The following is a 12,320-nucleotide window of genomic DNA, read 5'->3' as shown; positions in this document are numbered from 1 at the left end:
TTCAGCGTACCCGCCTAGCCGGCAGCGGCTGTTCTAGAAACACTTAGCAGCACGGGTGCATATCGCAACGGCATATACAGCCCCAGCGCCTCCCCGGCCTCCCTGTCATGAAGCGTCCCCGTCCGTCGACTAGGCTAAAGCTAGCCGACTAAATCCCGATTTGTTAAAAAAAAATGAACTGGCTGACATGAAGTCTGTTTTATGATATACTAGAAAGGATTGGGAAAGGGGGATTTTCCAAATTGAGAGGAGAACTGCAGATGCACGATGCTATCAAAAATTATGAAGATGTAGATAGCTGGAAAACGGTTATTTTTTTATATAATGCTGCGCTGAAAGAAGTTGGGACAAAGCTGGAGATTCTGAACGATGAATTTCAGCATGTACATCAGTATAATCCGATTGAACATATTAAGACACGTATTAAAACTCCGGAAAGTATCGTAAAGAAGCTGAAACGGTACGGGCATGAGACATCAATTGAGAATATGGTTAAGTATATTAATGATATTGCGGGTGTCCGTCTGATTTGTTCTTTTACATCTGATATTTACCGTCTGGCCGAGATGATCGGGAATCAAAGCGATCTGAAGGTTCTTTCTATTAAAGATTATATAAAGAACCCGAAGGAAAGCGGCTATAAGAGCTATCATATGCTGGTTTCAGTGCCCATTTTCTTATCCGACAGTGTCGTGGATACCAAAGTTGAGATACAGATCCGGACAATTGCCATGGATTTCTGGGCAAGTCTGGAGCATAAGATTTATTATAAGTTCGAAGGGAATGCGCCGGACTATATTAGCCGGGATCTCCGGGAATGTGCACAGATGGTTGCTGAACTTGATGATAAGATGCTCTCTCTGAATGAGGCTATTCAGGCATGCCTTGTAGAAGAAAGCAGTGAGCATGAGAAAGAGCGGCTCGATGACATTACGGCTAATGTCATTGGGGGCAGAAGAAGTGAAAGAAGTAATGAGATCATTGGACGATAATAATGAAAGCCAACATGTTGAACAATGCCGACATATACGGGAGTGCAGGCTGCACTGCTGTGTTTGCCGGCATTGTTCAATATGTTGGCTTTTTTATTAATTAATAAGGCTTCCCGCTGGTATGAGCATTGTAACGTATAAATGGAGCGTTTAAGGTATTCGATGGGTAAATTTTTTGAATTTTTATAGATAGGTATTGACAATTTATGCTGGATGTGTTTATATGAACATATGAACAGTTATTCATATGTATAAGCATTGGAGGTACGAGTATGGCACAACAGGCTTTGAATAAAAAGATAAATCCAGAGAGTACGGCTTGCGGATGCGGGCATGATCACAATTCCGGAAAAGAACATTATTATGAGGTTCACACTGGACAGAAGCATGAGGAAGCACATGAGCATAAACATGGACATGGGGAGACATGCGGCAGTCATCATGATCACCACGGCAGCCATGGACATGATGATGATCATCATGGCGAAACCTGCAGCTGTGGACACAACCATGGAAGCGGCGGGCACAGTCATAGCAGTGACGGACATAATCATGAGGCGGTGGAGCAGCGTGAGATGAATCATGCATTTGACCATGTACAGAAGCAGGTTTATATTCTGGAAAACCTGGGATGTGCAAATTGTGCAGCCAAAATGGAAAGGAAAATACAGGAGCTGCCCCAGGTTGATTTTGCAAACATTATTTTTGCGACAAAGCAGCTGCAGGTGGTAACCAATACGGAGGAAGAACTGCTTCCGGTATTCGAGGAAATCTGTTCTTCCATAGAGAGTGAAGTTACTGTCTCTAAGAGAGATAGAAAACCGGCCCGTCAGCAAACCGCATCTAAAGGGAAATTCAGTGAGAACAAGAAGGATTTCTGGGAGATCGGCATTGGGGCTGTGTTTATGGCAGGAGGGATACTGACAGAAAGGGTGAGTGGAAATCTCTCGCTGATCCTGTTTCTAATCGGGTATCTCGTACTGGGAAGGGCCGGGCTGCTTACTGCGGCAAAGAACCTGTGCAAGGGTCATGTGTTTGATGAAAATTTCCTTATGAGCATTGCAACCCTGGGGGCATTTCTTATTGGCGAATACCTGGAGGCTGTGGGAGTTATGCTTTTCTACCGCGTCGGGGAACTGTTTGAGGAAATCGCAGTCTCCAGAAGCCGGAGCCAGATTATGGATGCAATTGACATGCGGCCGGAGGTAGTCAACAAGGTGGTTGGGAAAGAGACTCTGGTGATTCCTGCGGAGGAAGCGCGTATAGGTGATATACTTCTTGTGCGGCCCGGCGACAGGATTCCCCTGGATGGTACGATCGTAGAAGGGGAAAGCCGTATTGATACGTCACCGGTGACAGGAGAGCCAGTCCCTGTGGCGGCCAAGGCCGGGGATGCTGTTACATCCGGTTGTGTAAATACATCGGGGCTTTTGAAAATACGTGCTGATAAGATATTGGAAGACTCCATGGTTACCAGGATTTTGGACTCTGTGGAAAATGCGGCGGCAAGCAAACCGAAGATTGACCGGTTTATTACCAGATTCTCAAGAGTGTATACTCCTTTTGTAGTGGCTCTTGCAACTGCAACAGCAGTGATTCCTTCCCTGATAACGGGGGACTGGAACTACTGGGTATATACAGCGCTTACATTTCTTATGATCAGCTGTCCCTGTGCCCTTGTGCTTAGTGTACCGCTGGCATTCTTTTCAGGAATCGGTGCAGGTTCCAGAAAAGGCATTCTTTTTAAAGGCGGTGTCGCCATCGAGGCTCTGCAGGGTGTAAAGTCCATTGTTATGGATAAAACCGGAACCATTACGGAAGGAAACTTTGTCCTTCAGAATGTGGTGCCGGCGGCAGGATTTGACGAAGAAAGGCTGCTGGCTCTTGCGGGCAGCTGTGAGATGACATCCACACATCCGATTGCCGTGAGTATCGTTACTGCGGCCGAGGAGAAAACAATCGGCCTGCAGCGTCCCTTATCCGTGGAAGAGATTTCGGGGAAAGGTGTGAAAGCGCAGTTAAACGAAGGGATTGTACTGTGCGGCAACAGAAAATTGCTGGAAGCATATGAGGTAGAGTTAAGCCAGTATTCAGATGCTTCATACGGTACGGAAGTACTGCTGGCGTTGAATGGGGTGTATGCCGGACAGCTTGTGATTGCGGATACGATTAAGGCAGACGCGAAACCGGCGGTGGCTGCTATGAAACGGATGGGTATTCTTACCGCTATGCTGACGGGAGACGCCAGAAAGAGCGCTGAGACGGTGGGTAAAGAGACCGGAATCGATGAAATTCATGCAAAACTGCTTCCTGAGAATAAGGTGGAGGAATTGAAACGTATTCGCGAGGCCCATGGCAGCGTCATGTTTGTGGGTGACGGGATTAACGATGCCCCGGTTCTTGCGGGGGCTGACGTAGGCGCCGCAATGGGTAGCGGGGCAGATGCGGCCATAGAGGCAGCGGATGTGGTATTTATGACGTCATCTATGGAGGCAATTCCCCAGTCACTTCAGATTGCAAGGACAACAGGATCTATAGCGCGGCAGAACGTAGTGTTTGCCCTGGCTGTCAAAATCATGGTAATGGTACTGGGCCTTGCAGGCCTTGCCAACATGTGGATGGCAGTTTTTACGGACACGGGAGTGGCGGTGCTTTGCATTTTGAATTCTATGAGAGTGCTTTATAAGAAGCTGTAACACGATCGTTCCGGGAAATAAATTAAAAAAATCTTAAGAAAGGAACGCAGACCGTTGAGTATGCGTTCCTTTTTTTATAAGTACCCAGAAAAATGGGAATGATATAAAGGACAGACAAGCCTGCATTGCTTGACCCGTCAGCGTATTTTTCGTATAATAATAACTGAACGGTTGTTCATATGAAGGGAGATTCGGTATATGGGAAAACTGGAAGTGGAACATTGTGATTTCATGCATGTACACGAAGATATTGTAAAGAAGGTTCAGGAGAACATGCCGGAACCTGAGGAGCTTCAGGATCTGGCAGATTTTTTTAAAGTGTTTGGGGACTCTACCAGGATTAAAATTTTATGTATGCTGTGGCAGTCGGAGATGTGTGTGTGCGATCTTGCACAGTCGCTGAGTATGACGCAGTCAGCGATCTCTCACCAGCTCAGGGTATTGAAGCAGATGAAGCTGGTTACGAACCGCAGGGAAGGGAAGACGGTGTTCTATTCTCTTGCTGACGGTCATATCAAGACTATTATGAACCAGGGACTGGAACATATTAGAGAATAGAATCACGGTGAAAGGTAAATAAGGGGGCCAAGATGGCAAGGGAAGTTAGAAAGAAATGCATTGAAATTGGAATCGGCCTGCTATTATACATCAATGCATTGTTTTCGGTCAGGCACTGGGATATGACGGGGAGGACAGAATTGCTTTTGTTCCTGCTCCCATATCTGGTTATGTCACTGGGAATATTCTGGGACATACTGAAAAATGTAAAAAGGTTACATATTTTTGATGAGAATCTGCTGATGATCCTTGCGACTGTCGGCGCTTTAGCAATTGGCAAATACACGGAAGCAGTGGGAGCAATCCTATTCTTCCAGTTTGGCAGGACAATAGAAGTCATTTCTCTGTCCGCAACGAAGAAGTCTATTGCGAAGTTTATGGATATCCGTCCGGAATATGCGAACCGTAAGATGCGCGGCAGAGAGGAAAAGGTACATCCCCGGGAACTGCAGCCCAGACAAATTATTGTAATTAAGCCGGGAGAACGGATCCCGGTGGATGCGGTCATCACGCAGGGGATGAGTATGGTAGATACAAAGGCCCTTACGGGGGAGTCGGAACCAAGAGAAGTGAAGATTGGGGACCGGCTTTACAGCGGCAGCATTAATATCAGCGGTGTGCTGGAGGCCAGAGTATCCAAGGTATATGCAGATTCTACCGCATCCAGGATTCTGGAACTGGTGGAGAATGCCAACAATAATAAGGCACAGAGTGAAAACTTTGCAGACAAATTTTCTCGTTTTTATACGCCGGTGGTTACGCTGATCGGTGTACTTGTTATGATTCTTCCGCCCATGATGTTACAGGGGGCAGATCAGGAGACATGGCTTTACCGGGGGCTCATTTTCCTGGTAGCGGCCTGCCCATGCGGTCTGCTTGTCTCGGTACCGCTTGCATTTCTCGGAGGAATCGGCGCCGCATCCCGTCAGGGAGTGCTGATCAAAGGGAGTAACTATCTGGAGGCGCTTTCGAAAACAGAGACGTTTGTTTTTGATAAGACTGGTACGCTGACGGAAGGCATTTTTCATGTGAAGGCTATCTGTCCGAAGCATATGGAGGACGCTGAACTGTTGGAAATTACCGCCTACGGGGAGTCCTATTCCAATCATCCGATTGCGGTGTCTCTGAGAGCCGCATACGGCAAGTCAATCGACAGCAGCCGGGTGGAGTCTATTCAGGAGTCCTCCGGTTTTGGCGTCTGTGCACAGATTGACGGCAGGCAGGTATATATTGGGAATTCCAAGTTTATGAACCAGCAGGGCTTCTTCTATCAGCCGGTACAGGAGATTGGCACAGCAGTGCATGTGGCTGTGGACGGGGAATATGAAGGATATATTCTGATTGCAGATGTGATCCGTCCGGATGCAAAATGGACGATCCGCTGGCTGCAGAAACACCAGATTGAGTCAGTCATGCTCACCGGAGATAACCAGAGAGTGGCGGACGATGCAGCAAAACAACTGGGGATTGAGTATGTGTATGCGAACCTGATGCCGGAAGATAAGGTAGAGCAGGTAAAAGAGTTTATGGATAGCCAGATGGAATCGGAAAAACTCGCATTTGTCGGCGATGGCATTAACGATGCGCCGGGGCTGGCACTGGCAGATATCGGGATTGCTATGGGCGGTTTGGGAGCGGATGCCGCATTGGAGGCTGCAGATATTATCCTTATGGAAGATGAGCCTTCCAGGATTGTGAATGCGATTAAGATTTCGAAGGGCACGATCCGGGCAGTAAAACAGAACCTGGTGTTTGCCATAGGCATGAAGGTTATTCTTTTATTCCTGGCGGCGCTTGGCTATGTGACAATGCAGAATGCCATTATTGCGGATATGGCTGTGATGTTGATTAATATATTGAATTCATTCTGGGTATTAAAGTATCCGGAATAAAAGGAGCATATATGAGAAAAGTTATAATATACGCTGTGCTGGCTGTTTTTTTGCTGACAGGGTGCAGCAGCGGTACGGACTATGTGTCCGAGGGCACCGCATATTTGCAGGAACATCAGTATGAGGAGGCTGTCAGTTCTTTTGAGGAGGCAATCCGTATATCAGAGGAAGCTTCCGCTTCTTCAGGAAATACCGGCGGTTCTTCAGAGGAGGCGTCCGGTTCTTCTGGAGATACCGGCGGTTCTGCAAAGAAGGAGGAAGCGGAAAAAATAGATGTGGCAGAAGCCTACCGTGGACTTGGGATGGCCTGTTATGAACTTCAGGATTATGAGAAGGCCAGGGATGCATTTCAGCAGGTGTTGAATCATGATGGAAAAGCAACAGCGGTTCTCTATAATTTTATAGGGGTCTGCTCTATGCATTTGAATGACCCGAAGGGGGCATTGGATGCATTCGGTGAGGGAATTAAGCTGGCCGGGGATACTGCGGGGGCGGAAGAGACGGACGATGCAGAGGTGATCCGGGAAATGAAGTTTAATGAAGTCGTATGTTATGAAAAGTTACTTGACTGGGAGAATGCGAAGACTAAAATACAGGAGTATGTCAGCGAGTATCCTGATGACCAGGATGCACAGAAAGAGGCGGCTTTTCTCAGCACCAGATAGAGAGTATGAATAACAGGAGAAGCGTATGAAATATAGTTATCAGATTACGGAGTACTGCCATCGGTTTCTGGAGATGTATATTGAACCGGGAGATGTTTGTGTCGATGCGACGGCCGGGAATGGAAACGACACAGAGTTTCTGTGCCGGCTGGCAGGAAGCACCGGAAAGGTGTATGCGTTTGATATCCAGCAGGAGGCATTGGGACATACAGCGGAGAGACTGAAAAGGCTGGGATTGGGATCCAGGGCATGCCTGATTCGGGACGGACATGAAAAGATGGGAGATTACGTGAAAGAAGACGTATCTGCCATCGTTTTTAATTTGGGATATCTTCCTGGCGGGGATCACCGGATCTCCACAAAAGCAGAGACAAGCATACTTGCAGTCGAGGAGGGAATGAAGCTTCTGAAAGTAGAGGGAGTGATGAGCCTCTGCATATACAGCGGGAAGGATTCGGGTTATGAGGAGAAAGAAGCAGTTCTCACTTACCTGAAAGGCGTGGATCCAAGAAAGTGGCTTGTAATCGTACATCAGTTTTACAACAGGCAGAACGACCCGCCGATCCCTGTATTTCTCATCAGGCTGAAATAAATTCATATCTTTGTCATAAAAACAGGTGAAATATCCAGGGAAAAGATTTATAATATGAAAATCAGCAGAAATTATCAGTGAAACAGGAGAGAGAGATGACCAGTGAATTTTCTATTGCAGTGCATGCACTTGTTTTTTTAAACCATAAAGGAACTGTATATTCGAGTGAAGGGCTGGCAGAAAATATTTGTACGAATGCAGCAAGGATACGAAAGATTATGGTAAAACTAAAAAAAGCCGGACTGGTGGAGACAAAAGAAGGAATAGACGGTGGATACCTTTTTGTGAAAAACAGTGAGGAAACAGACCTTTGTACAATTGCAGATGCGCTGGAGTTTTCCTTTGTGACATCCGGATGGAAGAGCGGCAGCTCGGAGATGAAATGTCTGATAGCTTCCGGTATGGCGGGTGTCATGGAAGATGTATATAAAGACCTAGACCAGCAGTGCCGCAGGCGTCTGCGGCAGATTACAATAGCGGATCTGGACAAACAGATCTTTAAAACTTGAGAATATTCTGAAAATGAAGGGCAAAGGGGTCAGACCCCTTTGATGGGATTACAATATGGCGTTATATGAAATTGAGGAACAAAAGGAATCCATGATTCTTGTAGGCATTCAGCTCTATGAGAATGAGCGGACGGAGGAATCGTTGGATGAACTGGCAGAACTGGCGAAGACCGCGGGGGCGGAGGTGGCCGGGCGTGTGATCCAAAAACGCGAGGCAGTGCATCCGGTCACATATGTGGGGAAGGGAAAGCTTCTGGAATTGAAGGAAATTCTGTGGGAGACCGAAGCAACCGGCATTGTATGTGATGACGAACTCACATCCGTGCAGCTCCACAATTTGGAACGGGAGCTGGAGTGCAAGGTGATTGACCGGACACTTCTTATCTTGGATATCTTTGCAGCCAGGGCAGTCAGCAGCGAGGGGAAGATCCAGGTGGAGCTGGCACAGCTGAAATATCGGGCTGCGCGTCTGGTTGGCCTCAGAGATTCCCTGTCCCGGCTTGGCGGGGGGATTGGAACACGCGGTCCCGGGGAAAAGAAGCTGGAGATGGACAGGCGTCTGATTCGGGAGCGGATCAGCCGGCTAAAGAAAGAGCTCCGTGAAGTGGAACAGCACAGAGAATTGATACGCACCCAGCGGAAGGCGTCGCAGAAGAAGATCGCCGCTCTGGTGGGCTATACATCCGCCGGAAAGAGCAGTATAGAAAATGCGCTGACCGGGGCCGGAATCCTGGCGGATGCAATGCTTTTCTCGACACTGGATACGACAACCCGGGTTCTGGAGCTGGAGGGAAAGCAGGAGATTCTGCTGACGGATACGGTTGGTTTTATCCGTAAGCTGCCCCACCATTTGATAGAGGCGTTTAAGAGCACGCTTGAGGAAGCAAAATATGCAGACATTATCATACATGTGGTGGATGCCTCCAACCCACAGATGGACAGTCAGATGTACGTGGTATATGAGACGCTCCGCCAGCTGGGCGTGGAGGGCAAACCGGTGATCACACTGTTTAACAAGCAGGACAAATTGGAGGAAGCCGGCAGTTTCAGGGATTTCCAGGCACAGTATTCGATCAGGACATCCGCAAAGACCGGGCAGGGGCTTGAGGAACTGAAAACAGCACTTTTAGAAATCATACGCAGCGGCCAAATTTATATCGAAAAAATGTATCCTTTTGAAGAAGCCGGGAAAATACAGCTGATCCGCAGGCACGGCCAGCTTCTGGAGGAAGAATATGCGGCGGAGGGAATTTCGGTAAAGGCCTACGTTACAAAGGAGATTTATGGAAAAATATGAGAAGAGCGCCGCGGACAAAAACCAAAATCCGCTGGGTACAGAACCTATTGGCAGACTGATTGGAAAGTTTGCCGTACCGGCAGTCATCAGTATGCTGGTAAGTGCACTATATAATATAGTAGATCAGGTCTTTATCGGCCAGGGAGTCGGTATGCTGGGAAATGCCGCAACAAATATTGCATTTCCTGTCACAACAATTGCGACAGCCACAGCGCTTCTGCTTGGAATAGGAAGCGCTTCGAACTATAATCTGGAAATGGGGGCTGGAAAAGAGAAAAGAGCGAGTGAAATTGCAGGCACCGGCCTGTCAACACTTGTTATTAGCGGCGTGGTAATCGCCGCTATTGTTCTCCTGTTTTTAGAGCCGCTGCTGCATGCCTTCGGAGCGACAAGCGAAGTCCTGCCTTACGCCGTGGACTATACAGGGATAACCGCACTTGGAATTCCCTTTTTTATATTAACAACCGGAGGAAATCATTTGATCCGGGCGGACAGAAGCCCGACCTATTCAATGGTGAGTATGTTGACAGGAGCAATCCTGAATACAATCCTGGATCCCCTCTTTATCTTTGTATTCCACTGGGGGATTAAGGGTGCCGCTGCCGCTACAGTTATTGGTCAGGTGGTTTCCGGCCTTCTTGTTATACTTTATTTTGTGAAGTATAAGAAAATGGATCTGAAAGTCTCCGCTTTGCGCCCGAGGGCAGCCTATCTGAAGGCGGTTGCAGCCCTGGGAATGGCATCCTGTATCAACCAGCTTGCGATGACTGTCGTACAGATTGCCATGAATAATACTCTCCGCTATTATGGGGCGGCCTCCTCATATGGAAGCGACATCCCGCTGGCCTGTGTAGGGGTAATTTCGAAAGTGAACAGTGTGTTTCTGGCAATTTGCATCGGAATCTCTCAGGGCTGTCAGCCGATCTGGGGATTCAATTATGGGGCCGGGAACTATGAGAGAGTCAGAAGTACATACAAAAAAGCAGCCATTTTATGTACCACAATCGCCACATTATTCTTTTTAAGTTTTCAGATATTCCCGCGGCAAATAGTCAGCATATTTGGGAGCGGCAGTGAGCGGTACTTCCATTTTGCAGACAGATACCTGGAGATCTTCATGTTCATGACGTTTGCAAACGGTATTCAGCCTATGTCGTCCGGATTCTTTACGTCTATCGGCAAGGCAAAATTAGGAATTGTCATGTCACTGACCAGACAGGTACTCTTTCTGCTTCCGTTGATCCTGATATTCCCGCTGTTTCTGGGGATAGACGGCGTAATGTATGCGGGACCGATAGCGGATGCCGCGGCGGCTGTCATAGCAATTGTATTTGCCTACAGACAATTGAAGAAAATGAAATCTCCGGCTCTTCTGTCAGAAATGCCGGAGAATAAATCTGCCGATTAGGCGGATAATTCATTTTAAAACAGGTAGGGTGCGGAGGGGGTCTCCGGATAACTTCCCATAGATACCAGCAGCTGCAGCCCAGCCTCGCGGGCAGTCAGTACCGAGTTCTTAACAGCGCTGGCATCGCCGGTCACAGCCACGATAACTTCATTCGAATGGCTGGTTCCTCTGTCAGGAGTCATGTATCTGATAATCTCAACAGGGGAGGACTTGACTGCCAGATCGGCCATAACAAGCCCAATCGCAGCGGGCGACCCGCAGAAGAAACCAAAAGGTTTCCCAATGGGAGCGCCGAATGCCATATTCAGCGCCTGGTCTGCATTTGCGGAATAGGTAAACTCCAGGTGTCCGGCATCGCTGATGTAGAGCTCTCCTGCATATTTTTTCGTATATTCCACTGCAATTTCAACGGCTCTGCGGACATCGGAAACATTGTCTCCGCCAAGGATAATATAGTTACCATGGCCGCCCCAGCCCTTAGTGTCTCTGGGCAGCTCAATGGACACGACTTCTGTGTTGGTAGACTTCACTGCTTCATCCACGGCATTAATCTGTCCGGCCGCGCCTGTCCGTGAACTGAGCAGCCCGAGGCTGCGGTAAGGTTTGGGCAGCTGCATCTGCTCCAGCAAAGCCGGTGTGACGCCCGGAATCACAAGCCCAATCGTATCCAGGACCGTCGTGCCCACAAACTCTGCCATAGAACAGTCCATTGGTATATTCTCAATTCCTTTTACCTTTAACATAAAAAACTCCTTTTATCTATCTTAATATAACCTATTTAGCATAAAATACTTCAAAATTGAAGCGCCTTCTACAGAAATCCGCCATCCAGTCCGATTACCTGGCCGGTCAGATATGCATGTCCCTGTGCCAGATCCAGAACCAGATCAGCCACTTCCTCCGGGGTCCCAAACCGTCCCGCCGGAACTTCTTCCATCAGCAGCTGCCGCTCTTCCTCAGAAAGTTGGGCATTCATCACGGTGTCAATCACACCGCAGGCAATCGCATTGACCTGAATATTACTCGGAGCCAGCTCCTTGGCCAGCGCCCTGGTCAGTCCGTTAACCCCCGCCTTGGAAGCCGAGTAAGCTGCCTCACAGGAAGCCCCCGAAGTGCCCCACATAGAGGAAATATTAATAATCTTCCCCGCCTTTTGCGACACCATATACGGAACCGCCGCACGGGAACAATAAAACACCGAAGAAAGATTGGTCTGCAGAATCCTTTCCCAGTCCGAATCCGTCATATCCGTCAGAAGCCCGATAAATGCAGTCCCCGCATTATTCACCAATACATCCAGCCCGGGAACCTCCGCCTCTATCTCCTGAAAGATACGCCGGACATCCAATGCGGATCCCACATCCCCGGGTACAGCCCGGCAGATTCCCCCTGCCGAACGAATCTCGTCACACACACCTGCCAGATCATCGGAATGCCTGCTATTCACAAAAACATAATACCCCAGCCGCCCAAAAGCGGCGGCACAGGCCCGTCCAATCCCTCTGGACGCCCCTGTAATAAGAACACACTTCCGTCCCATAAAAAACCTCACTTCAATAATTCTTCTGCTATTATACTCTATGTACCACAAAAAGTACACCACAACCATTCACAGAATCCATTCCACAAACAAAAAACAATCTCTGGCCCGGCAAAATCCGCTGCCCTGCCCCCCTGATGTTTTGGGACCCGGCGCCGTGTTCTCTCCCTG

General features: G+C 48.3%; 11 protein-coding genes. 9 read left to right on the top strand and 2 right to left on the bottom strand.

The genetic code is table 11. The features are described from left to right. Positions 1–260: 260 nt before the first annotated feature. The 9 genes from GKG43_RS07860 to GKG43_RS07820 all read left to right on the top strand — a co-directional run bounded on the left by GKG43_RS07860 (position 261) and on the right by GKG43_RS07820 (position 10,609). Positions 261–992, top strand: coding sequence for a GTP pyrophosphokinase family protein (locus tag GKG43_RS07860; protein ID WP_050640158.1), 732 nt, complete (start codon positions 261–263; stop codon positions 990–992). A 272-nt stretch (positions 993–1,264) separates the two neighbouring features. After that, entirely contained in the window at positions 1,265–3,688 is a 2,424-nt protein-coding gene (locus GKG43_RS07855; protein WP_083487083.1) for a heavy metal translocating P-type ATPase, read from the top strand. A 198-nt stretch (positions 3,689–3,886) separates the two neighbouring features. After that, the gene (locus GKG43_RS07850) at positions 3,887–4,246 is read left to right on the top strand and encodes a metalloregulator ArsR/SmtB family transcription factor (protein WP_050640157.1); all 360 of its coding nucleotides are present in this window, start codon (positions 3,887–3,889) and stop codon (positions 4,244–4,246) included. A gap of 32 nt (positions 4,247–4,278) precedes the next feature. Beyond that, the gene (locus GKG43_RS07845; protein ID WP_050640156.1) at positions 4,279–6,138 is read left to right on the top strand and encodes a heavy metal translocating P-type ATPase; all 1,860 of its coding nucleotides are present in this window, start codon (positions 4,279–4,281) and stop codon (positions 6,136–6,138) included. Positions 6,139–6,149: 11 nt separating this feature from the next. Next, entirely contained in the window at positions 6,150–6,803 is a 654-nt protein-coding gene (locus GKG43_RS07840; protein ID WP_055153275.1) for a tetratricopeptide repeat protein, read from the top strand. A 25-nt stretch (positions 6,804–6,828) separates the two neighbouring features. Beyond that, a complete protein-coding gene (locus GKG43_RS07835; RefSeq protein WP_055153277.1) occupies positions 6,829–7,395 on the top strand; it encodes a class I SAM-dependent methyltransferase in 567 nt (188 codons plus the stop codon). A 95-nt stretch (positions 7,396–7,490) separates the two neighbouring features. Beyond that, positions 7,491–7,904, top strand: a complete 414-nt coding sequence (locus GKG43_RS07830) for an Rrf2 family transcriptional regulator (RefSeq protein WP_050640153.1) — start codon at positions 7,491–7,493, stop codon at positions 7,902–7,904. A gap of 55 nt (positions 7,905–7,959) precedes the next feature. Continuing rightward, positions 7,960–9,201, top strand: a complete 1,242-nt coding sequence (gene hflX / locus GKG43_RS07825) for a GTPase HflX (protein ID WP_050640152.1) — start codon at positions 7,960–7,962, stop codon at positions 9,199–9,201. Beyond that, positions 9,188–10,609 carry an MATE family efflux transporter gene (locus GKG43_RS07820; protein WP_129878938.1) on the top strand — a complete coding sequence of 474 codons (1,422 nt, stop codon included), beginning with the start codon at positions 9,188–9,190 and terminating at the stop codon, positions 10,607–10,609. The genes hflX and GKG43_RS07820 overlap by 14 nt, the downstream gene beginning before the upstream one ends. 14 nt (positions 10,610–10,623) lie before the next feature. On the opposite strand, the gene pduB is transcribed toward GKG43_RS07820, so the two are convergent. Both pduB and fabG read right to left on the bottom strand, forming a co-directional pair. After that, the gene (gene pduB, locus GKG43_RS07815; RefSeq protein WP_050640150.1) at positions 10,624–11,352 is read right to left on the bottom strand and encodes a microcompartment protein PduB; all 729 of its coding nucleotides are present in this window, start codon (positions 11,350–11,352) and stop codon (positions 10,624–10,626) included. Between the two features lie 68 nt (positions 11,353–11,420). Next, positions 11,421–12,149, bottom strand: coding sequence for a 3-oxoacyl-ACP reductase FabG (gene fabG / locus GKG43_RS07810; RefSeq protein ID WP_050640149.1), 729 nt, complete (start codon positions 12,147–12,149; stop codon positions 11,421–11,423). Positions 12,150–12,320 lie beyond the last annotated feature (171 nt).

The sequence above is a fragment of the Eubacterium sp. BIOML-A2 genome, assembly GCF_009680135.1.
In the GTDB taxonomy this organism is placed as follows: domain Bacteria; phylum Bacillota; class Clostridia; order Lachnospirales; family Lachnospiraceae; genus Faecalicatena; species Faecalicatena contortus_B.
The sequence above is the reverse complement of the archived record's forward strand: the minus strand, read 5'-3'. Positions and strand labels throughout refer to the sequence as shown.